Consider the following 24,758-nt stretch of genomic DNA (forward strand, 5'->3'; position numbering starts at 1 on the left):
TATCAAAGTTTGGTCAAGGACAGGCCAGCCCAGGTGGCGAGCAGCCCGCCGAACACGCTGATGCCCAGGTAACCGAAAGCTACCAAAGCTTGCCCGCTTTCCAGCAGGCGCACCGTATCCAGTGAAAAGGATGAAAAGGTCGTAAGACCGCCTACAAAACCGACAATCAAGCCGGCGCGAACCTCAATCGGCACTTCGGGGCGCAACAGGAACCAGCCGTACAACAGGCCGATAATCAGGCAACCCACCAGGTTGACCGCAAGAGTGGCCGCATAAAAATGCTTCGGCCAATTGGCGCTGACCCAAGTGCCAGTGGCGAAACGCAATAATGTACCAGCGATGCCCGCGGCGGACACGGCAAGAATGGTCTTGAGCACTACTTTCTCCGCTGTTTTGGGCTGAGACGGTCGAGTTGGGCCAGGTGATTGAGCTTTTCACCGATTTTCAGCTCCAGGCCACGCGGCACCGGCTGATACAGCGGCAAGGGCTCAAGCTCATCGGGGAAGTAGTCTTCGCCGGCCGCGTAGGCGTCCGGCTCATCGTGGGCATAGCGATACTCGTCGCCATACCCCAATTGTTTCATCAGCTTGGTCGGCGCATTGCGCAGGTGCATCGGCACTTCAAGGGAGCCGTATTCGGCAGCGGCGCGCAGGGCGGATTTGAAGCCCATGTACACCGCGTTGCTTTTTGGCGCACAGGCCAGGTAGGTGATGGCCTGGGCCACGGCCAGCTCGCCTTCCGGGCTGCCGAGGCGCTCCTGCACATCCCAGGCGGCCAGGCACAGGCTCAGGGCGCGCGGGTCGGCGTTGCCGATGTCTTCGCTGGCCATGCGTACCACGCGGCGCGCCAGGTACAGCGGGTCGCAGCCGCCGTCGATCATGCGTGCAAACCAGTACAACGCGCCGTCGGGGTTGGAGCCGCGCACAGACTTGTGCAGTGCCGAGATCTGATCGTAAAAGGCTTCGCCGCCCTTGTCGAAACGGCGGCGCGTGTCGCCGAGCAGGCTTTGCAACAGGTCGACGCCAATCTCACTGCCGTCTTCGGCCAAATCCGAGGCATTCTCCAGCAGGTTCAGAAAGCGGCGACCATCGCCATCGGCGGCGGCCAGCAGAATTTTGAAGCCTTCTTCGCTGACACTCAGCTGGCGCTTGCCCAAGCCCTTGTCTTCGCTCAGGGCACGATGCAGCAGCTTTTGCATCGCCGCTTCGTCCAGGCTCTTGAGCACATAGACACGCGCTCGCGAGAGCAAGGCATTGTTGAGTTCAAACGAAGGGTTTTCGGTGGTAGCGCCAATAAAGATTAACGTACCGTCTTCGACATACGGCAAAAACGCGTCTTGCTGCGACTTATTGAAACGATGCACTTCGTCGACAAACAGGATGGTGCGCTTGCCGTATTGCCCAGCCTGTTGCTTGGCAACTTCTACCGCCTGGCGAATCTCTTTGACCCCGGCCAGTACCGCCGAAACCGTTTCGAAATGTGCATCCGAGACTTTCGCCAGCAGCCGCGCCAGGGTGGTTTTACCCACGCCCGGCGGCCCCCAGAAAATCATCGAGTGCAGCGCACCCTGCTCCAGGGCTTCACGCAAAGGCTTGCCGCGAGCGAGCAGGTGTTCCTGCCCGACGTACTCATCCAGGTTGGTCGAGCGCAAACGCGCCGCCAAAGGCTGAGCAATCGGGTCACTTCGAAACAAATCCATGGGCAGCGTTTGAAACCTCTAGACAGGTTATTCCTGGATCACGTCGGCACCCTTGGGGATGACGAACTTGAACTTGGATGCGTCCACTGGCTGGTTAGCCTTGACGCCGGAGAACAGGATATCGGTCCGCTGGCCCACGCTGTCGATCAGGCGCATGTTGTTGATCACGCCATTGCCGAACGACAGGTTCAGGCTGTCAAACAGCGTGTCCTTGGATTTAGGCTTGAGGGTGAACTCGATCACGTTGCTGGTTTGCTTGGAGGTGATATCGAAGCTGTCGTTGATCTTTGATACATCGCCCGACAGCAGCAGCGCCGGCGTCTGGTTCAAACGAGGGTCGAGCTTCTTGATGGTCGCCTGCTCCAGGTCCGGGTCCCACAGGGTGACCTTCTGGCCATCGGAAACAATCGTCTGCTCGGCCTTGCCTTCGGTGTGCCAGTAGAACAGACCAGGACGCTGTACGGCCATTTCGCCTTCGGTTTGCTGCAACTGGGTGCCGCCGGCATCCAGGGTCAACTGGGAGAAGCGTGCGGTCAGGGTCTTGGACTTGTCCAGCAGGTTAGTCAGGCTGGCCACCGAGGCCGGATCAGCGTGGGCCGAAATAGCAGTCAGGGCCAGTGCCGGCAACAACAGCATGCGGATAAAGCGCATGGGAATCCTCATTGAGTCGTCAGGGCGCGCTGCGTGTTGTCACGCAGCACGGAATCAGTCGCGCATCTGCCCGGGAGCGATGACTTCACGCGAACCGTTGGTGTTCATGGCGGTTACGACGCCAGCGTTTTCCATGGATTCGATCATGCGGGCGGCGCGGTTGTAACCGATTTTGAGCTTGCGCTGCACCGCAGAGATCGAAGCGCGACGGCTTTCGAGTACGAATGCCACGGCTTCGTCGTAGAGCGCGTCGGTTTCGGCATCGTCATCACCGCTGCTACCGCCGTCGAAGCCGCTGCCGGCCTCTTCGACGCCTGCGAGGATGTCGTCGTTGTATTCCGGCGCGCCGCGCAGCTTCCAGGCTTCCACCACGCGGTGAACTTCATCATCGGAGACGAAGGCGCCGTGAACCCGGATTGGCAGGCTGGTGCCCGGAGGCATATAGAGCATGTCACCGTGACCCAGCAGTTGTTCGGCGCCGCCCTGGTCGATGATAGTGCGCGAGTCGATCTTGCTGGAAACCTGGAACGCCATCCGCGTTGGAATGTTGGCCTTGATCAAGCCGGTGATCACATCCACCGACGGCCGCTGGGTGGCGAGGATCAAGTGAATACCGGCCGCACGGGCCTTTTGGGCGATACGCGCGATCAGTTCTTCCACCTTCTTGCCGACGATCATCATCATGTCGGCAAATTCATCGACCACCACCACGATGGTCGGCAGCTTGGTCAGCAGCGGCGCTTCGTCGTGAATGCTTTCGCGCTTGTACAGTGGGTCGGTCAGCGGTGTACCGGCGTCCTGGGCTTCCTTGACCTTGGCATTGAAGCCCGACAGGTTACGCACGCCCATCTTCGCCATCAGCTTGTAGCGACGCTCCATCTCGGCGACGCTCCAGCGCAAGGCGTTGGCGGCGTCCTTCATATCGGTCACCACCGGGCACAGCAGGTGCGGGATGCCTTCGTAGATCGACAATTCGAGCATCTTCGGGTCGATCATGATCAGCTTGGCGTCATCCGGGCCGGACTTGAACAGGATCGACAGAATCATCGCGTTCACGCCCACCGACTTACCGGAACCGGTGGTACCGGCCACCAGCAAGTGCGGCATTTTTGCCAGGTCGGTGATCACCGGCTTGCCGCCGATGTCGTGGCCGAGGGCCAGGGTGACCGGCGATTTGAAGTTGTCGTATTCCGGGGTCGAGAGCACTTCGGAGAAGCGCACGATCTGACGATCTTCGTTGGGAATCTCGATGCCGACGGTGGTCTTGCCGGGTATCACTTCCACCACACGCACACTGGTCACGGCCAGGGAACGGGCCAGGTCTTTGGCCAGGTTGGAGATACGGCTGACCTTGACGCCGGCTGCCGGCTGGATTTCGTAACGGGTAATCACCGGGCCTGGGTGGATCGAATCCACCGAGACTTCGACGCCGAATTCCTTGAGCTTGATTTCCAGCAGGTGGCCGACGGCCGCCAGGGATTCCGGAGAATAATTGAGTTGTTTCTTTTCGGCCGGGTCGAGAATCGAGATCGGCGGCAAGGTGCCCTCTACGGCGCTATCGACGAACAACGGCGCCTGCTTCTCTTTCTGCACACGATGGCTCGGCTCCGGCGCTTTGGGCGGTGCCGGGGCAATCACCGGCGGCACCTGCTTCTCGCGGTCCGACATGTGCTTGCTCAGGGCTTGCTCGCGCTCGATAAGGCGTTCCTTGACCTTGGCTTGCTCGCGGCGGTCCGGCGTACTCGGGGCCACCACTTCGTTAACGCGGGTGTCCACCTCACGCAGTTGCGCGACCATGCGTTTGCGATCGACCCGGGCCGACCACCAGCGGTTGGCGGCGCCCTGGAACAATTCGAGCAGGTCCAGGGTGATCTTGCCGGTCACGTCCATCACCTTGAACCACGACAGGTCGGTGAACACAGTGAGGCCGAACAGGAACAGCGCGATAAACATCAAGGTGCTGCCCTGGATATTCAGGGTCTTGCGCGCCAGGTCGCCGAGGCTTTCGCCCAACGCCCCGCCCGCGCCCGCCGGCAAGCCGGTAGGTGCATGAAAATGAATGTGCGCCAGCGCCGCGCCGGACAACACCAGGAACACCAGGCCGATCAGGCGCCAGGAGAACAGCCAGCCGCTCCACTGCCACGGTTCGTGACGCTGGCGGAAGATCTGCCAGGTCTTGATCGCCAGCAATAACGGGAAGATATACGCGAAGTAGCCCAGCACCATAAACAGGATATCGGCGCTGTAGGAACCGGCGGGGCCGCCGAAGTTCTGCACGTCTTCGATCTTGCTGTTGTGGCTCCAGCCCGGATCGTCCTTGCCATAGGTAAGCAAGGCCATCATCAGGAACAGGCACAGGGCGCCGATAGCGATCAGCGCGCCTTCCTTGAGTCGATAATGCAGGTGCTGGCGCCAGGCCGGCACGACTGCTGCTTTAGGTGTTGCGGCGGATTTCTTCAAAACGGGTCTATTCCTGCGCCTTTAGCGCGTCCATCTGTTGAATGACTGCACACTGCTCAATCCGAGCAGCTGAAAAATGAACGAATGTCGCTGAAACTACTTTTAACATTGGGTGATGAACAGGTGAAAGGGCGAAAACGCCACAATGCCCGCATTGTACGGGTTTGCGTCGACGATGCCACGTACTTGCCCTCACCCGGTGGCCTGCACAGATGATGTGTCATAGCCTGTTCAATTTGAGCACGCATTGTCTTTGCTGACAAAGGCTTATGCGCTGTTTTTATCAAAGCAGGCAAGCTTGGCAATTGGCCTGCATGGCCCAGACCCGATTACGACCGCGCCCAAAGGGTAGAGTTGCAGAAACACCTATTAACGCTATTGCGCGCGGATGCCCGATTCGGGCTGGCCCCACAGCGCCATGTCGACAATAATCATCCCACATGCGGCAGGCGTCATACCTGCCACTCCCCTCCCCTACCGTAAGCCTGGATACCATGCTGACCTGGTTGCAACGCGATTCCCTGACTTTCCCGCCGCTGGCCAAAGCCATGCGCGAACCCAATGGCTTGCTGGCCGCCGGTGGCGACCTGTCGGCCGAGCGACTGATCCAGGCCTACCGCCATGGCTGTTTCCCGTGGTTCTCCGACGGCCAGCCGATCCTCTGGTGGTCTCCAGACCCGCGCACGGTGATATTCCCCGACGAGCTGCACGTGTCACGCAGCCTCGGCAAACTGTTGCGTCAGCAGCGCTACAGCGTGACCTTTGATCAGGACTTCGCCGCCGTCATCCAGGCCTGCGCCGCGCCCCGCGCTTATGCAGACGGCACCTGGATCACCGAAGGTATCCAAAGCGCCTACCTGGAGCTGCACCGGCGCGGCTACGCGCATTCCGTCGAAGTATGGGATGAAGGCAAGCTGGTCGGCGGCCTGTATGGCCTGGCAATGGGCCAGTTATTTTTTGGCGAATCGATGTTCAGCCGCGCCGACAATGCCTCCAAGTTCGGCTTTGCCACGCTGACCCGCCAGTTGCAGGCCTGGGGTTTTGTACTGATCGACTGCCAGATGCCCAATGATCACCTGCACAGCCTCGGCGCCCGCGCCATACCGCGCAGTGAATTTGCCGGCTTCCTGCGTAACCATTTAGACCAGCCCAGCTCTGGCCCGTGGGTTTCCTAGGCGACTTCCTCGTACCTGGCTTACACTTATTTCAAAGCTTATCCCGAGGGTTGATCATGACCGAGCTGGCACGCTTGAAGTTCTATGCCACTCAAGCTCACTCTTGCAGCTATCTGCCTGACGAGCAGGCCACCACACTGTTCCTCGACCCCAGCCAGCCGATGGACGTGCATGTGTATGCCGACCTCTCAGAGATGGGTTTTCGGCGCAGCGGCGATCATCTGTACCGGCCCCATTGCCAGAACTGCAATGCGTGCGTGCCTGCACGCATCCCGGTTGCGCAGTTTTTGCCGGACCGCAACCAGAAACGCATCCTCAAACGTAACGCCGACCTGACGGTCACGGCCACCAAGCCGCAGTACAGCGAAGAATATTTCGATCTTTACCAACGCTACATCGAACAACGCCATGCGGACGGCGATATGTTCCCGCCCAGCCGCGATCAGTTTTCGACCTTCCTGGTGCGCGACCTGCCCTTCTCGCGCTTCTATGAGTTCCGCCTGGACGGCCGCCTGTTGGCGGTGGCCGTGACCGACCTGCTGCCCAACGGCCTGTCGGCGGTCTACACCTTCTACGAGCCGGCCGAAGAACGCCGCAGCCTTGGGCGCTTTGCGATTTTGTGGCAAATCGGTGAAGCCGCGCGCCTGGAACTGGAGGCGGTGTACCTCGGATACTGGATCAAGAACTGCAAAAAGATGAACTACAAGACCCAATATCGGCCTATTGAGCTACTGATTAATCAAAGATGGGTAACGCTTAACTAGAACCCCTTGGCTTAAACACCCTTTTTCGGGCACAATGCACGCCGCTTTTGCCTGGCGCAGTTGCACCGGGCCATTCACTGGATACCGAGGGCTTTACTGCATGTCGAAAGAAGACAGCTTCGAAATGGAAGGCACTGTCGTCGACACCCTGCCCAACACCATGTTTCGTGTGGAGTTGGAAAATGGGCACGTCGTAACCGCGCATATCTCCGGCAAGATGCGCAAGAACTACATTCGTATTCTTACCGGTGACAAAGTGCGCGTCGAGCTGACGCCCTATGACTTGAGCAAAGGGCGCATCACTTACCGCGCTCGTTAAGCAAGTCAATACAAAACGCCCGGTTATACCGGGCGTTTTTGTGTGTGCGCAATTTTGTTCAACACCACAAATCCCTGTGGGAGCTGGCTTGCCTGCGATGGCGGTCTATCAGGAAAATATTCTTCAGCTGACCCACCGCTATCGCAGGCAAGCCAGCCCCCACAGTAGATCTCCAGCGTATTCAAGACAGCAAAAAGGCGCCCTTGGGCGCCTTTTTACTGTGTTGCGATCAGCTATCAGGCCATTTCGGCGGTGGTTTCGAACTCGAAGGTCAGCTCGCCATCCTTCAGGTCGATGTGCACCACGCCACCATGGTCGGAAAGCTCGCCAAACAGGATCTCTTCGGCCAGTGGCCGCTTGATCTTGTCCTGGATCAGACGCGCCATTGGACGAGCGCCCATTGCCGAGTCGTAGCCACCCTGGGCCAGCCAGTTGCGCGCCGCGTCCGTTACGTCAAGCTGCACGCGCTTGTCTTCCAACTGCGCTTGAAGCTCGGTAAGGAACTTGTCCACCACGCTTTTGATGACCTCATGGCTGAGGCGACCAAACTGGATAATGGTGTCCAGACGGTTGCGGAACTCCGGCGTGAAGCTCTTCTTGATCACTTCCATCGCATCGGACGAGTGATCCTGATGCGTAAAGCCAATAGAGGCTCGCGCAGCAGTCTCGGCACCGGCGTTGGTGGTCATGATCACGATGACGTTGCGGAAGTCCGCCTTGCGCCCGTTGTTGTCGGTCAGGGTACCGTGGTCCATGACCTGCAGCAGCAGGTTGAAGACTTCCGGGTGAGCCTTCTCGATTTCATCGAGTAACAACACGCAGTGTGGCTGCTTGGTGATGGCTTCGGTCAGCAGGCCGCCCTGGTCGAACCCGACATAGCCCGGAGGCGCGCCGATCAGGCGCGACACGGTGTGGCGCTCCATGTATTCGGACATGTCGAAACGCACCAGCTCAATACCCATGGCCTTGGCCAATTGCCGCGCTGCTTCGGTCTTGCCGACGCCGGTCGGGCCTGCGAACAGGAACGATCCGACCGGTTTGTCCGGCGACTTGAGGCCTGCACGCGAGAGCTTGATTGCGGTGGACAGCGCGTCGATAGCGGCATCCTGGCCGAACACCGTGAGCTTGAGGTCGCGCTCCAGGTTACGCAGCAGTTCCTTGTCGGAACTGTTGACGTGCTTGGGTGGAATACGTGCGATCTTGGCCACGATGTCCTCGACTTGAGGCACGTCGATGCGCTTCACACGCTTCTCGACCGGCTGCAGGCGCTGGTAGGCACCCGCCTCGTCGATCACATCGATGGCCTTGTCCGGCATATGCCGGTCATTGATGTAGCGCGACGCCAGCTCAGCAGCAGCGCGCAGGGCTTCATCGGTGTACTCGATGCCGTGATGCGCCTCGAAGCGTCCCTTGAGGCCGCGCAGGATGCCGATGGTGTCTTCAACCGAAGGCTCGGAGACGTCGACCTTCTGGAAACGACGCGCCAGGGCACGGTCTTTTTCGAAAATCCCGCGAAATTCCTGGAACGTGGTCGAGCCAATGCAGCGGATATCACCCGACGACAACAACGGCTTGAGCAGGTTGGAGGCGTCCATCACCCCACCGGACGCCGCGCCGGCGCCAATGATGGTGTGGATTTCATCGATAAACAGAATCGCCTGCGGGCGTTTTTTCAGCTCGCCGAGCAGCGCCTTGAAGCGCTTCTCGAAATCGCCACGGTACTTGGTCCCGGCGAGCAATGCGCCAAGATCAAGGGAGTAGACGACGCTGTTGGCCAGCAGATCAGGCACCTGGTTATCAACGATGCGCTTGGCCAGGCCTTCGGCAATTGCGGTTTTACCCACGCCGGCCTCACCCACCAGCAACGGATTGTTCTTGCGACGACGCGCGAGGATCTGCGCTACACGCTCAACCTCAAGCTCACGCCCCACCAGCGGATCAATCCGCCCCTGGCGCGCCAGTTCGTTAAGGTTGCTGGCATAGGCATCCAGTGGATTGCCCGAAGAAGAAGACTCACCGCCCTCGTCGTCCTGCATATCCTGCTCACCCTCGGAATGATCGCCGTGCCCTGGCACTTTGGAGATACCGTGGGCGATGTAGTTGACGACATCAATACGGGCAACGCTCTGCTGCTTGAGCAGGAACACTGCCTGGCTTTCCTGTTCGCTGAAAATCGCCACAAGCACATTGGCGCCCGTGACCTCACGCTTACCGGAGCTCTGTACGTGGAAGACAGCACGCTGCAATACCCGCTGGAAGCCCAGGGTTGGCTGGGTCTCACGGTCCTCGTCATGCACGGGGATCAGTGGCGTGGTGGAGTCGATGAACTCCTGCAGGTCATGCTTGAGTTTGTCGAGGTTGGCGCCGCACGCACGCAGAACGGTGGCGGCAGCTTCGTTATCCAAAAGTGCCAGCAGCAGGTGCTCGACGGTCATGAACTCATGACGCTTCGAACGAGCCTCCTTGAAGGCAAGATTGAGGGTGACTTCGAGCTCGCGGTTTAACATAGCTTCACCTCATACCCAAGTGGTCGGCGTTAACCGTCCTTCTCGATTTCACAGAGTAGCGGATGCTGGCTTTCCCTGGCGTACTGGTTGACCTGCATGGCCTTTGTCTCGGCGATGTCACGGGTAAACACTCCACATACTGCCCGTCCTTCTGTGTGAACGGCCAGCATTACCTTGGTCGCCAGCTCGCGGTTCAGGTTAAAAAACACCTCGAGCACTTCGACGACGAAATCCATCGGTGTGTAGTCATCATTAAACAAAACCACCTTGTACATCGGCGGCGCCTGAAGAGCAGGCTTCGCCTCCTGGACAGCAATGCCTGCAGAACCGTCGTCATCGTGTTCCTGATCCGGGCGATCCTGATTGAATGTTAGTCGAATCTGGCTGTTTGCATGCATGGAAAGAAAGGTTCGTCAGTGGTTCAAATACAGTGGTGGGGGCGACCTGTCAGATTTTCAACTACTGACCGGTTGGTCGCCTTGACTATCGGCGAAACGGTGTTACAACCAATAGAACCCACAGTGGGTAAAAAAGGTCCGCGCAGTCAACCTTATTTATTCGGGTTAGGACGGATAAACTGGATGATACTCCAGTGATGGAGTCTGGTGCAGAGGGATATGGTTATGTCTGGCGTCAAGGTCAGTGGCAAGGTCAAATGGTTTAACAACGCCAAGGGATATGGGTTCATCAACGCAGATGGAAAATCCGGAGAAGACCTCTTCGCGCATTATTCAGCGATTACCATGGATGGGTACAAGACCCTAAAAGCGGGCCAGCCTGTGGAGTTTTTAATCATTCAAGGGCCGAAAGGGCTGCACGCCGTCGAAATTTGTGCAGCCTGCGCAGTTACATCGGGAACAATCCACGACGAAACGCACGAAACAAAGCCCAGGACAAGTCAGGCCACCCCATCAAAAAAGAAACAAACGGCCTGATAACGCCTTAAGCAATACGACACAAAAAAGCCGGCCATTCTGAGTCATCAGAATGGCCGGCTTTTTTACAGCAGCGCTTTACATATGCGCAATCAACGCATCACCAAACCCTGACGACGACACCAGCTTCGCGCCATCCATCAAACGCTCAAAGTCATAGGTCACGGTCTTCGCCGAAATCGCGCCATTGGTGCCTTTGATGATCAAATCCGCCGCCTCAGTCCAGCCCATGTGCCGCAGCATCATTTCCGCCGACAAGATCAGCGAACCCGGGTTGACCTGATCCTTGCCGGCATATTTAGGCGCAGTACCGTGGGTGGCCTCGAACATTGCCACGGTGTCGGAGAGATTGGCCCCCGGCGCAATACCAATACCACCCACTTCCGCCGCCAGCGCGTCAGACAGGTAGTCACCGTTGAGGTTAAGCGTGGCGATCACATCATATTCCGCCGGGCGCAGTAGAATCTGCTGGAGCATGGCATCGGCAATCGCGTCCTTGACCACCACATTCTTGCCGGTCTTCGGGTTTTTGAACTGCATCCACGGGCCGCCGTCGAGCAGGGTCGCGCCAAATTCTTTTTCGGCAATACCGTAGGCCCACTCTTTGAAGGCACCCTCGGTGAACTTCATGATGTTGCCTTTGTGCACAATGGTCAGCGAATCACGATCATTATCCACTACATATTGCAGGGCTTTGCGCGCCAGGCGCTCGGTGCCTTCCTTGGAAACCGGCTTGATGCCAATGCCGCAGTCCTGGTCGAAACGGATCTTGGTAACGCCCATTTCTTCCTTGAGGAACTTGATCACCTTGATGGCTTCCGGCGAACCAGCCTTCCACTCGATACCGGCGTAAATGTCTTCGGAGTTTTCACGGAAGATGGTCATATCGACGTCGCCAGGCTTCTTGACCGGGCTGGGCACGCCTTCAAACCAGCGCACCGGGCGCAGGCACACATATAAATCGAGCTGCTGACGCAGGGCCACGTTCAGCGAACGGATGCCGCCGCCAACCGGCGTGGTCAGCGGGCCTTTGATGGAAACCACGTAATCCTTGACCGCATCCAGGGTTTCCTGGGGCAGCCAGGTGTCCTGGTCGTAGACTTGAGTCGCCTTCTCGCCGGCATACACCTCCATCCAGGAGATTTTGCGTTTTCCGCCGTAGGCCTTTTCAACAGCTGCGTCGACCACCTTGATCATCACCGGGCTGATGTCGACGCCAATACCGTCGCCTTCTATATAAGGGATGATCGGTTGGTCAGGAACATTGAGAGAATGGTCTGCATTGACGGTGATTTTGTCGCCGACTGCCGGAACCTGAATCTTCTTGTATCCCATGCTGAACTCCATCTATGGATTGAACATCTGGCTGCGTTCGAGCCTACTCCAGATAAATGGCGACTGAAACCTCACGCCATGCTCATTTGCATCGAAAACAGCATAATTTGTCGCCTACAAGCCTGAAAGCAAAGACAAAATCGCCAATCTTGAGCACATCGTGCGACTTTGGTCGCAGTCTGGGCCCTGCGACCTTTAGACCAATGGACGACACACCTTTTGTATGAAGGCTCGGCGTAAGCATAGCGACCTATGTATAATGCCGCCGCTGACCAAAGAGTCACGACGGCGGACCGCTCTAGAACAAAGCCTTACGCTACAAAGCAGGACTAATACAATAGTCCACCCGCTTGACGCTCGACTGATGCAACCCAACATCACCGCGAAGAAACCTCGACATTTCGCTCATGGATGACTTTGAACGAACGCGCTCCACCCGGCGCATCTCGAGTTTCTGCGCACGCTTTCAGCAAAGAAGAGAGTTAATCCGAATATGCCCACCCGCTCGAAGATCATCTACACCTTCACCGACGAAGCCCCAGCCCTCGCCACCTATTCACTGCTGCCTATCGTAGAGGCCTTCACCGCTTCCGCTGATATTGCCGTGGAAACCCGCGACATTTCCCTGGCCGCGCGCATCCTCGCAAGCTTCCCCGAGCAACTGGGCACCAAGGCTATCCCGGACCACCTCGCCGAACTGGGCGACCTGGCCGTTACGCCTGAAGCCAACATCATCAAGCTGCCTAACATCAGTGCTTCGACCCCGCAGCTGCAAGCGGCGATCAAGGAACTGCAGGCCCAGGGCTACGCCCTGCCGGACTACCCGGAAACCGTAACCACCGACGCGGAAAAAGAAACCCGCGCACGTTACGACAAGGTCAAGGGCAGCGCCGTGAACCCGGTACTGCGCGAAGGCAACTCCGACCGCCGCGCACCGCCGTCGGTCAAGAACTACGCGCGCAAGCACCCGCATAAAATGGGCGCCTGGGCTGCGGACTCCAAGTCCCACGTGGCCCACATGAGCAACGGCGACTTCTACGGCAGCGAGAAAGCCGTACAGATCGAAGCGGCTGACGCCGTCAAGATCGAACTGATCGCCAAGGACGGTACCGCTACCGTCCTGAAAGAAAAAACCAGCTTGCAGGCTGGCGAGATCATCGACACCGCCGTGCTGAGCAAGAATGCCCTGCGCAGCTTCATCGCCGCTGAAATCGAAGACGCCAAGAAACAAGGCGTACTGCTGTCGGTCCACTTGAAAGCCACCATGATGAAGGTCTCCGACCCGATCATGTTCGGCCAGATCGTTGCCGAGTTCTATAAAGACGCACTGGCCAAGCACGCTGTCGTGCTGGAGCAGATCGGCTTTAACCTGAACAACGGCATCGGCGACCTGTACGCCCGCATCAAGGCCCTGCCGGCCGATCAGCAAGCGCAGATCGAAGCCGACATCCAGGCGGTGTACGCCGCTCGTCCGTCCCTGGCCATGGTCAACTCGGACAAAGGCATTACCAACCTGCACGTGCCGAGCGACGTTATCGTCGACGCCTCGATGCCTGCCATGATCCGTGACTCAGGCAAAATGTGGGGCACCGACGGCCAACTGCACGACACCAAGGCCGTGATCCCGGATCGCTGCTACGCCACCATCTACCAGGCAGTGATCGAAGACTGCAAGGCCAATGGCGCCTTCGACCCAACCACCATGGGCAGCGTGCCGAACGTTGGCCTGATGGCGAAAAAAGCCGAAGAGTACGGTTCCCACGACAAGACCTTCCAGATCAAGGCTGACGGCGTGGTCCGCGTCACCGACAGCAAGGGCAACCTGCTGATGGAACAGGCTGTCGAAGCCGGCGACATCTTCCGCATGTGCCAGACCAAAGACGCGCCGATCCAGGACTGGGTCAAACTGGCCGTCAACCGTGCTCGCGCCAGCAACACCCCGGCCATTTTCTGGCTGGACCCTAAGCGTGCCCACGATGGCGTGGTGGTCGAGAAAGTTCAGGCTTACCTGAAAGACCACAACACCGAAGGCCTGGACATCCGCATCATGTCGCCGGTCGACGCGATGAAGTTCACCCTGGAGCGCACCCGCAAGGGCCTGGACACCATCTCGGTGACCGGTAACGTTCTGCGTGACTACCTGACCGACCTGTTCCCGATCATGGAACTGGGCACCAGTGCCAAGATGCTGTCGATCGTGCCGCTGATGAACGGCGGCGGCCTGTTCGAAACCGGCGCCGGCGGTTCGGCTCCAAAGCACGTGCAGCAACTGGTTGAAGAGAACTTCCTGCGCTGGGATTCCCTGGGCGAGTTCCTGGCCCTGGCCGCGTCCCTTGAGCATTTGGGTGTCACCTACAACAACCCGAAAGCCCTGGTGCTGTCCAAGACCCTGGACCAGGCCACTGGCCAGTTCCTGGACAACAACAAGTCGCCATCGCGCAAAGTCGGCAACATCGACAACCGCGGCAGCCACTTCTACCTGGCGCTGTACTGGGCTCAAGCCCTGGCCGCACAGACTGAAGATGCTGCACTGCAAGCGCAGTTTGGCGAACTGGCCAAAACCCTGGCCGACAACGAGGCAACCATCGTTGCCGAGCTGAACGCCGTACAGGGCAAGCCAGTGGACATCGGCGGCTACTACGCGCCGAACCCGGAGCTGACCAGCAAAGCCATGCGCCCAAGCAACACCCTCAACGCGGCCATTGCCAAGTTGAAGTAAGGTTGTAAGGATGCAAAGAAGCCCCGGCCCCGTGCCGGGGTTTCTGTTTGTGCCCCCGATTTCATTGAACAACCCCGATCAAATGTGGGAGCTGGCTTGCCTGCGATAGCGGTGGTTCAGCTGCATCTGGGTCAACTGACAGACTGCTATCGCAGGCAAGCCAGCTCCCACACTGAACGAGTTTCTTCAGTCACTACACATTGAGGCACCTATGACCTGGCAACCCCACATCACCGTCGCCACCCTCGTCGAAGACAACGGCCGCTTCCTGATGGTCGAGGAACTCAAGGGCGGCCGCGCCGTGCTCAACCAGCCGGCCGGCCATCTGGACCCGCATGAAACCCTCACCGAAGCTGCCGTGCGTGAAACCCTCGAAGAAACCGGCTGGGACGTCGAGGCCACCGGCATTGTCGGCATCTACCTGTACACCGCTCCCAGCAATGGCGTGACTTATCAGCGCGTGTGTTTTACCGCCAAGGCCTTGAAACATCACCCCGACTACCAGCTCGATGAAGGCATCGTCCGCGCCCGCTGGCTGACCCGTGAGGAGCTGATGGCCCTGCGCGACGACTGGCGCAGTGAGCTGATCATCCGCTGTATCGATGATTATCTGGCCGGCCAGCGCCATAGCCTCGAATTGATCCGCCCTTCTCTTTAGCCTTGCGGGCGTGAGCCTGTTAGAATCGCGTCCTTTTTCAAGACACCCGTTGAAACCCTATGCGTGATCCAGCCCCTTCTGACACACAAAAGAAGCGCGTCATCGTCGGCATGTCCGGCGGCGTGGATTCTTCCGTTTCCGCCGTTCTGCTCATGGAGCAGGGTTATGAGGTGGAAGGCCTGTTCATGAAGAACTGGGAAGAAGACGATGGAACGGAATATTGCACCGCCATGGACGACCTGGCCGACGCCCAGGCCGTGTGCGACAAGATCGGCATCAAGCTGCACACCGCCAATTTCGCCGCCGAGTACTGGGACAATGTGTTCGAGCACTTCCTGGCCGAATACAAGGCCGGCCGTACGCCGAACCCGGACATCCTGTGTAACCGCGAAATCAAGTTCAAGGCGTTCCTCGACTACGCCATGATCCTCGGCGCCGACCTGATTGCCACTGGCCATTACGTGCGCCGTCGCGATATCGATGGCCGTACCGAACTGCTCAAAGGCCTGGACCCGAACAAGGACCAGAGCTACTTCCTGCACGCCGTGGGCGGTGAACAGATCGCCAAGACCCTGTTCCCGGTCGGCGAGCTGGAAAAACCCGAAGTGCGCAAGATCGCCGAAAAACACGGCCTGGCTACCGCCAAGAAGAAGGATTCCACCGGGATCTGCTTTATCGGCGAGCGCCGCTTCAGCGACTTCCTCAAGCAATACCTGCCGGCACAACCTGGCGAGATCAAAACCACCGACGGTGAAGTGATCGGCCGTCACCATGGCTTGATGTACCACACCATTGGCCAGCGTCAGGGGCTGGGCATCGGCGGCCTTAAAGACGCCGGTGAAGAACCCTGGTACGTGCTGGTCAAGGACCTGGAAAACAACGTGCTGGTCGTCGGCCAGGGCAACGAGCACCCGCTACTGTTCTCGGGCGCGCTGCTGGCCTCGGAAATCTATTGGGTCAACCCGATCGACCTGAGCACGCCACGCCGCCTGACCGCCAAAGTGCGCTATCGCCAAAGCGACCAGCCCTGCACCCTGGAAAAAACCGCCAGCGGCTACCGCGCCACGTTCGATGACCCGCAACGCGCGGTCACGCCCGGCCAATCGGTGGTGTTCTATGACGGTGAAATCTGCCTGGGTGGCGGCGTGATTGAAGTCGCCGAAGCCTGGAGCAACCCGGCATGAGCCCGACCCAGGAGCAATTGACGGCGCTCGGCGGAGTTTTCCTCGCCGCGGTGCTGGTCGACAAGATTGCCAAGACCGGCCAGGTGACCGAGGCAGGCCTGACCTGCATGCTCGGCAGCCTGCTGATTCGCGACCCCAAGGACACACTGGAAGTCTACGGCGGTGATGATCTGGCGCTACGCGAAGGCTACCGCGCGCTGATCGGCGCCCTGGAGCGCGACCCAAGCACCTTGCAACGTGAGCCGTTGCGCTATGCGCTGTCGATGCTCGGACTTGAACGGCAACTGGCCAAGCGTGACGACCTGCTCGAAACCATCGGCAAACGCCTGCCGCAGATTCAGTCCCAGGTGGAGCACTTCGGCCCGGCCCACGAAAACGTGATTGCCGCCTGTGGCGCGCTGTACCAGGACACGTTGAGCACCTTGCGCCAACGCATCCAGGTGCACGGCGACATGCGCAACCTGCAACAACCGAACAACGCCTCGAAAATCCGCGCCCTGCTCCTGGCCGGCATTCGTTCGGCGCGGTTGTGGCGCCAGTTGGGCGGTCATCGCTGGCAGTTGGTGATCAGCCGACGCAAATTGCTCAAAGAGCTTTACCCGTTGATGCGCAACGAATAAGTCGCAGCGACCCGTTTTTTATAGCCTCACGCGTAATACGCCGGTCAGTTGGCGACGGACCGGCGGATTTTTTCATGTATGATACGCGCCCCATTTCGTTGCCCGACTGTCCGAGAACACCCCATGCAGCTCTCTTCGCTCACTGCGGTTTCCCCTGTTGACGGCCGCTACGCCGGCAAAACCCAGGCCCTGCGCCCTATTTTCAGCGAATACGGTCTGATCCGTGCTCGTGTTCTGGTTGAAGTGCGCTGGCTCCAGCGCCTGGCCGCTCACCCTGCCATCAGCGAAGTGCCGGCGTTTTCCGCCGAAGCCAACGCTGTATTGAACACCCTGGCGGAAAACTTCTCCCTGGAGCACGCCGAGCGTGTGAAAGAGATCGAGCGCACCACCAACCACGACGTTAAAGCCATCGAATACCTGCTCAAAGAGCAAGCGGCCAAGCTGCCGGAACTGGCCAAGGTCAGCGAGTTCATCCACTTTGCCTGCACCAGCGAGGACATCAACAACCTGTCCCACGCCCTGATGCTGCGCGAAGGCCGTGATGACGTGATGCTGCCGCTGATGCGCCAGACCGCTGACGCCATCCGCGAACTGGCCATCCGTTTCGCCGACGTGCCGATGCTGTCGCGCACCCACGGCCAACCAGCTTCGCCGACCACTTTGGGCAAAGAACTGGCCAACGTGGTGTATCGCCTGGAGCGCCAGATCGCTCAAGTCGCCGCCGTGCCGCTGCTGGGCAAGATCAACGGCGCCGTGGGCAACTACAACGCCCACCTGTCGGCCTACCCGGAAATCGACTGGGAAGAAAATGCCCGCGCCTTCATCGAAGACGAGCTGGGCCTGGGCTTCAACCCCTACACCACGCAGATCGAACCGCACGACTACATCGCCGAACTGTTCGACGCCATTGCGCGCTTCAACACCATCCTGATCGACTTCGATCGCGATATCTGGGGCTACATCTCCCTGGGCTACTTCAAGCAGCGCACCATCGCCGGCGAGATCGGTTCGTCGACCATGCCGCACAAGGTCAACCCGATCGACTTCGAAAACTCCGAAGGCAACCTCGGCATCGCCAACGCCCTGTTCCAGCACTTGGCCAGCAAGTTGCCGATCTCGCGCTGGCAGCGCGACCTGACCGACTCCACCGTACTGCGTAACCTCGGCGTGGGCTTTGCCCACAGCGTGATCGCCTACGAAGCCAGCCTCAAAGGCATCAGCAAGCTTGAGCTCAACGCGCAGAAGATCGCCGCTGACCTGGATGCGTGCTGGGAAGTGCTGGCCGAGCCGATCCAGACCGTAATGCGCCGCTACAACATCGAAAACCCGTACGAGAAGCTGAAAGAGTTGACGCGCGGCAAGGGCATCAGCCCTGAGGCGCTGCAAACTTTCATCGACGGCCTGGACATGCCAGCCGCCGCCAAGGCCGAGCTGAAATTGCTCACCCCGGCCAACTACATCGGCAATGCGGTGGCCCAAGCCAAGCGCATCTGATTTAGCGCAAGCCCTCTTGAGACGCCCGGCCGCGCCGGGCGTTTTTATTCCTGTCTTAAAAGCGCTTTTTTTCAATAGGTTACACATGAATCCTGATATTCCTCTTCAACTTCTGGGCGGCATCACGGCACGCGAATTCCTGCGCGACTACTGGCAGAAAAAACCGCTGCTGATCCGTCAGGCCATCCCTGATTTCGAAAGCCCGATTGACGCCGACGAACTGGCCGGCCTGGCCCTGGAAGAAGAAGTTGAATCGCGCCTGGTAATCGAACACGGCGAGCGCCCATGGGAACTGCGCCGCGGGCCGTTCGCCGAAGATGCGTTCAGCACATTGCCAGAGCGTGAGTGGACCCTGCTGGTGCAGGCAGTCGACCAGTTCGTACCCGAAGTTGCCGAATTGCTCGGGCACTTCCGCTTTTTGCCCAGCTGGCGCATCGACGATGTGATGATCAGCTTCGCCGCACCCGGCGGCAGTGTTGGCCCGCACTTCGACAACTACGACGTGTTCCTGCTGCAGGCCCAAGGCAAGCGCAACTGGAAAATCGGCCAGATGTGCAATTCCGAAAGCCCGCTGCTGCAGCACGCCGACCTGCGCATCCTCGCAGAATTCGAACAGAGCGAAGAATGGGTGCTGGAACCGGGCGACATGCTTTACCTGCCGCCGCGTCTGGCGCACTTCGGCATCGCCGAAGATGACTGCATGACCTATTCGGTGGGCTTCCGCGCACCGAGCGCCGCCGAAGTGCTGACCCACTTCACCGACTTCCTCAGCCAGTACCTGACCGATGAAGAGCGCTACACGGACGCCGACGCCCAACCAGTCAGCGACCCGCACCAGATTCAGGCGGATGCACTCGACCGCCTCAAAGGTCTGTTGGCCGAGCACATGAGCGACGAGCGCATGCTGCTGACCTGGTTCGGCCAGTTCATGACCGAGCCGCGGTACCCGGAACTGGTCGCCGGTGAAGAATTGGGCGAAGAAGACTTTATCAGCAGCCTGGAAAACGGCGCGATTCTGGTGCGCAACCCGAGCGCGCGCATGGCGTGGTCGGAAGTGGACGATGACGTACTGCTGTTTGCCAGCGGCCAGAGCCGTTATCTGCCAGGCAAACTGCGCGAACTGTTGAAACTGGTCTGCTCGGCCGACGCCCTGCACAGCGAAAACCTCGGCACCTGGCTGGCCGACGAAGACGGTCGTGACCTGCTGTGCGAACTGGTCAAGCAAGGAAGCCTGGGATTTGCCGATGAATAAGATTCACGTAAGTGTCGCGGACTGGCAAAAGGATATCGCTGAGATTCGGCGCATTCGTGAGGCGGTGTTTATCGCTGAACAATCGGTTCCACCAGAGTTGGAATGGGATGCGGATGACGCCGACGCAATGCATTTTCTTGCATTCGAAGGCGATTTTCCGATTGGCACCGCTCGCCTGCTGCCCAGCGGCGAGATTGGTCGCGTGTCGGTACTCAAGGACTGGCGCGGACTGAAGGTCGGCGACAAGCTGATGGAAACGGTGATCGGCGAGGCCGAAAAACGTGGCCAGACCAGGCAGTTCCTGAGTGCGCAGGTGTATGCGGCGCCGTTTTATGAGCGGCTGGGTTTCAAGATCGTCAGTGACGAATTCCTGGAAGTCGGGATTCCGCACGTTGATATGGTGCGCGAGGGCTGATTCGAGATCGAGTCGCCCTTATCGCAGGCAAGCCAGCTCCCACAGGGGAATGCATTCCAAATGTGGGAGCTGGCTTGCCTGCGATAGCGCCATCAGCAACACCCAAAATGCCCTGCCTGCCAGGGCATTTTGCCGTCTACGATTCAACTTGCGACCCGCCAGGCCGACAAACTGGCACTATCAAGCCTAATTGACTCGCAGAGATAACGGACATGTCCCTACGCACCCTGCTCACCGCCCTGCTCCTCACTGCCAGCGCCTGCGCCATGGCCGACACCGAAGTCGTCAACCTGAGCAACCGCACCAGCGCCGACCTGCTGCCCGTCGCGCAGAACTTTATCGGCAAGGACGGCACCGTCAGCGCCTATGGCAACCAGCTTATTGTTAAAGCGGACCCCGGCAAGATCCAGGACCTGCGCGCCCTGCTCACGCAACTGGACACACCCGCCAAGCGCCTGTTGATCACCGTCGACAGCAACGAAAACAACCAGCAGAACAGCGGTGACAGCCAAACCCGCATCATCAGCTACGGCACTGCCAGCCGCGACGGCGGCATCCAGCAGATCCAGGCCAGTGAAGGCGTGCCCGCACTGATTCAGGTCGGCCAGAGCGTGCCACTGACCACCACGCAGCCTGACGCCTACGGCCGCCCGCAGAACCAGACCCAGTACCGCAACGTCACCCAGGGCTTTTACGTGACTGCCAGTGTCACTGGCGAGACCGTACACCTGGCTATCAGTACCAACCGTGACCGCATGAGCCAGGAACGTCCCGATGTAGTGAATATTCAAAGTACCGACACAACGGTCAGTGGCCGCCTGGGCGAATGGATCCCGCTGGCGGGTATCAATCGCGAGACCCAGGCCGATAAATCCTCTACAACCCGCAGCTACTCTACCCAGGGCCGTGATGACCTGACTTTGCGGGTCAAGGTCGACACCCTGAACTAAAGCACCAAAAACTGACTGGCGAGTCGCATTAGACTAAAGATGTAGTGCCTGAAAAATAGCACTACAAAACATTTGACGAGCCAAAAAAGCCTGTGCATGATGGCCTCGCTCCCGCTAATCAGAGGCCCTGGCAAGGGCCTTCGGATCGCCGCTCTAAGCTACCCACCTGAGCCGATTCGTGTCTGTACCGCCCACAAGGTGTGTTTGACGTTGGTTGCGACTGGAACGAAGTTGTCCCGAGGGACGGAAGCTAACCAGGTAACCCGGCTACACACTGATGGATCGTACCAAGGCCCACGATGCCCGAAGACTGTTCGCAGTTTGCCCTTACCTGCTCAACTCGCCCTCTCGCACTGCGTTTATCCCGTCGCCTTCCCCGCCAAACCCGACTTGACCGCCTAAGCTTCTGGTCAGCGAGCAGCCCTGCCCACGCATTGAATGCACGGCTGGCAAAACGGATGTTTTTCCAAACAAGACGCGACGAGGTTTTTCCCCATGGCACTGACACGCGAACAGCAAATTGCAGCCCTTGAAAAAGATTGGGCTGAAAACCCACGCTGGAAAGGCGTAACCCGCGCTTATTCCGCTGCTGACGTCGTCCGCCTGCGTGGCTCGGTTCAACCTGAGCACACCTTTGCAAAACTCGGCGCCGAGAAGCTGTGGAAGCTGGTCACCCAGGGTGCCAAGCCGTCCTTCCGCCCCGAAAAAGATTTCGTCAACTGCATGGGCGCCCTCACTGGCGGCCAGGCAGTTCAACAGGTAAAAGCCGGTATCCAGGCGATCTACCTGTCCGGCTGGCAAGTGGCAGCGGACAACAACTCCGCTGAATCCATGTACCCCGACCAATCGCTGTACCCGGTGGACTCCGTGCCGACCGTGGTCAAGCGCATCAACAACTCGTTCCGCCGCGCCGACCAGATCCAGTGGAAAGCCGGTAAAGGTCCGGGCGACGAAGGCTACATCGACTACTTCGCACCCATCGTGGCTGACGCCGAAGCGGGTTTCGGCGGCGTACTCAACGCCTACGAACTGATGAAGAGCATGATCGAGGCAGGCGCTGCCGGCGTGCACTTCGAAGACCAACTGGCGTCGGTGAAAAAATGCGGCCACATGGGCGGCAAGGTACTGGTTCCAACCCAGGAAGCCGTACAAAAGCTGACCGCAGCACGCTTGGCCGCTGACGTTGCCGGCACGCCGACCATCATCCTGGCGCGTACCGACGCCAACGCGGCAGACTTGCTGACCTCCGACTGCGACCCGTACGACCAGCCGTTCGTAACGGGCGAACGCACCCAGGAAGGCTTCTATAAAGTGCGCGCCGGTCTCGACCAGGCGATCGCCCGTGGCCTGGCCTACGCGCCTTACGCCGACCTGATCTGGTGCGAAACCGCCAAGCCGGACCTGGACGAAGCGCGTCGTTTCGCCGAAGCGATCAAGAAGGAATACCCGGACCAACTGCTGTCCTACAACTGCTCGCCTTCTTTCAACTGGAAGAAGAACCTGGACGACGCGACCATCGCCAAGTTCCAGCGCGAACTGTCGGCCATGGGCTACAAGCACCAGTTCATCACCCTGGCTGGCATTCACAACATGTGGCACAGCATGTTCAACCTGGCGCACGACTATGCCCGTAACGACATGACCGCCTACGTGAAACTGCAGGAGCAAGAGTTCGCTGACGCCGCCAAGGGTTACACCTTTGTGGCGCACCAGCAGGAAGTGGGCACCGGCTACTTCGACGACATGACCACCGTGATCCAGGGCGGCACCTCGTCCGTGACCGCGCTGACCGGCTCGACCGAAGAAGAGCAGTTCCACTAAGTCGCGAGTAAACGGCCAGTGCGGCCCCACGGAAGACCTAACCGCACTGCCGCTTGATCTGACGCCCCGACTGGTTCGGGGCGTTTTTTTGCCTGTTTGATAACACCACACCTCACCTGTGGGAGCTGGCTTGCCTGCGATGGCGGTGGGTCAGTGACAGATTTTCAACTGACCCACCGCCATCGCAGGCAAGCCGGCTCCCACATCGACCGTGTCGACCCTGAAGGTTTTGCGCAAAACATTGACCTAGGGCGCTATTTGCCTGAATCAAATCGGTTAAAAGATCCCCTCCAGCAACTAGCAGCAATCACGCAAGTAACAACAACTTCCCGCGCCACACGAGAAACATTCGCTTAAATCCTGCGCAAACAATATTCATTATCATTTAGCCGATGAAAACTTCTTTACCGCTTAAACAAAACACATTTGATTAAATGCCCGCTAATCCCCGCCCCACAAGGGCTACAGCCCCAAGAAGGTGCACTATGTGCTTATTCCATCGAATAATTTCGCTATAGGAATTTTACTTGCCCGGTGTTTAGCCATAAAATCACCGCGATTGATTGCAGTGCGACATATCGTCACTGCATCGTTACTTTTTCGAGCTCAGAGACCTTTGCTCTCTGTTAAGGATTTCCAGCATGACCGAAGCGACAGGACTCATGGCCCACAACTGGGGCTTTGCCATTTTCCTCCTCGGTGTTGTCGGCCTTTGTGCCTTCATGCTCGGCGTCTCCAGCCTCCTCGGGTCAAAAGCCTGGGGCCGCAGCAAAAATGAACCGTTCGAGTCCGGCATGCTGCCTACAGGTGGCGCCCGCTTGCGGCTCTCAGCCAAATTCTATCTGGTCGCGATGCTGTTCGTGATCTTCGATATCGAAGCCCTCTTTCTCTTTGCCTGGTCTGTGTCCGTCCGCGAAAGCGGCTGGACCGGATTCGTCGAAGCCCTCGTTTTCATAGCAATTCTGTTGGCAGGCCTTGTCTACCTATTCCGAGTGGGCGCCCTTGACTGGGCTCCGGAAGCTCGTCGTAAGCGGCAAGCGAAGCTGAAACAATGAGGCTTTGGCGATGCAATACAATCTCACCAGGATCGACCCGGATGCTCCTAACGATCAGTACCCTATCGGCGAACGGGAAACCGTCTCCGATCCGTTAGAAGATCAAGTCCACAAAAACATCTACATGGGCAAACTCGAAGACGTGCTGAGTGGCGCGGTCAACTGGGGGCGTAAAAACTCCCTGTGGCCGTACAACTTCGGCCTTTCGTGCTGCTACGTGGAAATGACCACCGCCTTCACGGCGCCCCACGACATCGCGCGCTTTGGCGCCGAAGTTATCCGGGCATCACCGCGCCAGGCGGATTTCATGGTTATCGCCGGCACCTGCTTTATCAAAATGGCGCCGATCATTCAGCGTCTCTACGAGCAAATGCTCGAACCGAAGTGGGTTATCTCCATGGGTTCGTGCGCCAACTCCGGTGGCATGTACGACATCTACTCCGTCGTTCAAGGGGTGGACAAGTTCCTGCCCGTGGACGTCTACGTGCCTGGCTGCCCGCCCCGCCCTGAAGCTTTTCTGCAAGGCTTGATGCTGTTGCAGGAGTCGATTGGCAAGGAGCGTCGTCCGCTTTCCTGGGTGGTCGGTGATCAAGGCGTTTATCGCGCCGAGATGCCGTCACAAAAGGAACAGCGCCGCGAACAGCGAATCGCAGTCACCAACCTGCGCAGCCCCGACGAAGTCTGATCCAGCCCCGCTTCTTTTATAGAACGAAAACCTGGCTTCATTCTTTACGTTGACCGAAAG

General features: G+C 58.8%; 22 protein-coding genes. 15 read left to right on the top strand and 7 right to left on the bottom strand.

What is annotated here, in order from left to right; translation table 11 throughout:
* Positions 1-2 precede the first annotated feature (2 nt).
* Genes crcB through HU759_RS18465 form a run of 4 tightly spaced genes read right to left on the bottom strand, consistent with a single transcriptional unit; the run spans position 3 to position 4,810 of the window.
* Positions 3-377: a fluoride efflux transporter CrcB gene (gene crcB, locus HU759_RS18450; protein WP_017137499.1), complete on the bottom strand. Its 375-nt coding sequence runs from the start codon at positions 375-377 to the stop codon at positions 3-5.
* Positions 377-1,699, bottom strand: a complete 1,323-nt coding sequence (locus HU759_RS18455; RefSeq protein ID WP_099548025.1) for a replication-associated recombination protein A — start codon at positions 1,697-1,699, stop codon at positions 377-379. Before HU759_RS18455 ends, crcB begins: the two co-directional genes overlap by 1 nt.
* A gap of 27 nt (positions 1,700-1,726) precedes the next feature.
* Entirely contained in the window at positions 1,727-2,350 is a 624-nt protein-coding gene (gene lolA, locus HU759_RS18460; RefSeq protein WP_186617697.1) for an outer membrane lipoprotein chaperone LolA, read from the bottom strand.
* Between the two features lie 54 nt (positions 2,351-2,404).
* On the bottom strand, positions 2,405-4,810 hold the full coding sequence (locus HU759_RS18465) for a DNA translocase FtsK (RefSeq protein WP_069788233.1): 2,406 nt from the start codon (positions 4,808-4,810) through the stop codon (positions 2,405-2,407).
* Between the two features lie 494 nt (positions 4,811-5,304).
* On the opposite strand from HU759_RS18465, the gene aat reads away from it, so the two are divergent.
* The 3 genes from aat (at position 5,305) to infA (ending at position 7,068) form a co-directional block, all read left to right on the top strand.
* Positions 5,305-5,985 (top strand): leucyl/phenylalanyl-tRNA--protein transferase, encoded by a 681-nt coding sequence (gene aat / locus HU759_RS18470; RefSeq protein WP_017137503.1) that lies wholly within the window; start codon positions 5,305-5,307, stop codon positions 5,983-5,985.
* A 56-nt stretch (positions 5,986-6,041) separates the two neighbouring features.
* Positions 6,042-6,749: an arginyltransferase gene (locus tag HU759_RS18475; protein WP_017137504.1), complete on the top strand. Its 708-nt coding sequence runs from the start codon at positions 6,042-6,044 to the stop codon at positions 6,747-6,749.
* 100 nt (positions 6,750-6,849) lie between these two features.
* The gene (gene infA, locus HU759_RS18480) at positions 6,850-7,068 is read left to right on the top strand and encodes a translation initiation factor IF-1 (protein WP_002553999.1); all 219 of its coding nucleotides are present in this window, start codon (positions 6,850-6,852) and stop codon (positions 7,066-7,068) included.
* A 236-nt stretch (positions 7,069-7,304) separates the two neighbouring features.
* Here infA and clpA read toward each other — a convergent pair whose 3' ends face one another.
* Positions 7,305-9,575: an ATP-dependent Clp protease ATP-binding subunit ClpA gene (gene clpA / locus HU759_RS18485; RefSeq protein WP_053256828.1), complete on the bottom strand. Its 2,271-nt coding sequence runs from the start codon at positions 9,573-9,575 to the stop codon at positions 7,305-7,307.
* Between the two features lie 29 nt (positions 9,576-9,604).
* Entirely contained in the window at positions 9,605-9,973 is a 369-nt protein-coding gene (gene clpS / locus HU759_RS18490) for an ATP-dependent Clp protease adapter ClpS (protein WP_005789091.1), read from the bottom strand.
* 225 nt (positions 9,974-10,198) lie between these two features.
* Between clpS and HU759_RS18495 the strand changes: the two genes are divergently transcribed.
* A complete protein-coding gene (locus HU759_RS18495; protein ID WP_099548040.1) occupies positions 10,199-10,510 on the top strand; it encodes a cold shock domain-containing protein in 312 nt (103 codons plus the stop codon).
* 78 nt (positions 10,511-10,588) lie between these two features.
* Here HU759_RS18495 and icd read toward each other — a convergent pair whose 3' ends face one another.
* Positions 10,589-11,845, bottom strand: a complete 1,257-nt coding sequence (gene icd / locus HU759_RS18500) for an NADP-dependent isocitrate dehydrogenase (RefSeq protein WP_017137506.1) — start codon at positions 11,843-11,845, stop codon at positions 10,589-10,591.
* A 493-nt stretch (positions 11,846-12,338) separates the two neighbouring features.
* On the opposite strand from icd, the gene HU759_RS18505 reads away from it, so the two are divergent.
* The 11 genes from HU759_RS18505 to HU759_RS18555 all read left to right on the top strand — a co-directional run bounded on the left by HU759_RS18505 (position 12,339) and on the right by HU759_RS18555 (position 24,698).
* Positions 12,339-14,564, top strand: a complete 2,226-nt coding sequence (locus HU759_RS18505) for an NADP-dependent isocitrate dehydrogenase (RefSeq protein WP_170040220.1) — start codon at positions 12,339-12,341, stop codon at positions 14,562-14,564.
* A gap of 211 nt (positions 14,565-14,775) precedes the next feature.
* On the top strand, positions 14,776-15,222 hold the full coding sequence (locus HU759_RS18510) for an NUDIX hydrolase (RefSeq protein WP_169988258.1): 447 nt from the start codon (positions 14,776-14,778) through the stop codon (positions 15,220-15,222).
* Between the two features lie 59 nt (positions 15,223-15,281).
* Positions 15,282-16,406 (top strand): tRNA 2-thiouridine(34) synthase MnmA, encoded by a 1,125-nt coding sequence (gene mnmA, locus HU759_RS18515; RefSeq protein ID WP_017137509.1) that lies wholly within the window; start codon positions 15,282-15,284, stop codon positions 16,404-16,406.
* A complete protein-coding gene (gene hflD, locus HU759_RS18520; protein ID WP_017137510.1) occupies positions 16,403-17,026 on the top strand; it encodes a high frequency lysogenization protein HflD in 624 nt (207 codons plus the stop codon). The genes mnmA and hflD overlap by 4 nt, the downstream gene beginning before the upstream one ends.
* A 123-nt stretch (positions 17,027-17,149) precedes the next feature.
* Positions 17,150-18,520 carry an adenylosuccinate lyase gene (gene purB, locus HU759_RS18525; RefSeq protein ID WP_170040222.1) on the top strand — a complete coding sequence of 457 codons (1,371 nt, stop codon included), beginning with the start codon at positions 17,150-17,152 and terminating at the stop codon, positions 18,518-18,520.
* Between the two features lie 85 nt (positions 18,521-18,605).
* On the top strand, positions 18,606-19,772 hold the full coding sequence (locus HU759_RS18530) for a cupin domain-containing protein (RefSeq protein ID WP_017137512.1): 1,167 nt from the start codon (positions 18,606-18,608) through the stop codon (positions 19,770-19,772).
* Positions 19,765-20,187 carry a GNAT family N-acetyltransferase gene (locus HU759_RS18535; protein ID WP_017137513.1) on the top strand — a complete coding sequence of 141 codons (423 nt, stop codon included), beginning with the start codon at positions 19,765-19,767 and terminating at the stop codon, positions 20,185-20,187. The genes HU759_RS18530 and HU759_RS18535 overlap by 8 nt, the downstream gene beginning before the upstream one ends.
* Before the next feature lie 212 nt (positions 20,188-20,399).
* Positions 20,400-21,137 (top strand): secretin N-terminal domain-containing protein, encoded by a 738-nt coding sequence (locus HU759_RS18540; RefSeq protein WP_138453639.1) that lies wholly within the window; start codon positions 20,400-20,402, stop codon positions 21,135-21,137.
* A gap of 495 nt (positions 21,138-21,632) precedes the next feature.
* Positions 21,633-22,958, top strand: a complete 1,326-nt coding sequence (aceA, locus tag HU759_RS18545; protein WP_003219577.1) for an isocitrate lyase — start codon at positions 21,633-21,635, stop codon at positions 22,956-22,958.
* 641 nt (positions 22,959-23,599) lie between these two features.
* A complete protein-coding gene (locus tag HU759_RS18550) occupies positions 23,600-24,013 on the top strand; it encodes an NADH-quinone oxidoreductase subunit A (protein WP_003219575.1) in 414 nt (137 codons plus the stop codon).
* Positions 24,014-24,023: 10 nt separating this feature from the next.
* Complete coding sequence (locus HU759_RS18555) at positions 24,024-24,698, top strand: NADH-quinone oxidoreductase subunit B (RefSeq protein ID WP_012724951.1); 675 nt, start codon at positions 24,024-24,026, stop codon at positions 24,696-24,698.
* Positions 24,699-24,758: the final 60 nt, after the last annotated feature.

The organism is Pseudomonas sp. OE 28.3 (genome assembly GCF_014268205.2).
GTDB lineage: Bacteria > Pseudomonadota > Gammaproteobacteria > Pseudomonadales > Pseudomonadaceae > Aquipseudomonas > Aquipseudomonas edaphica.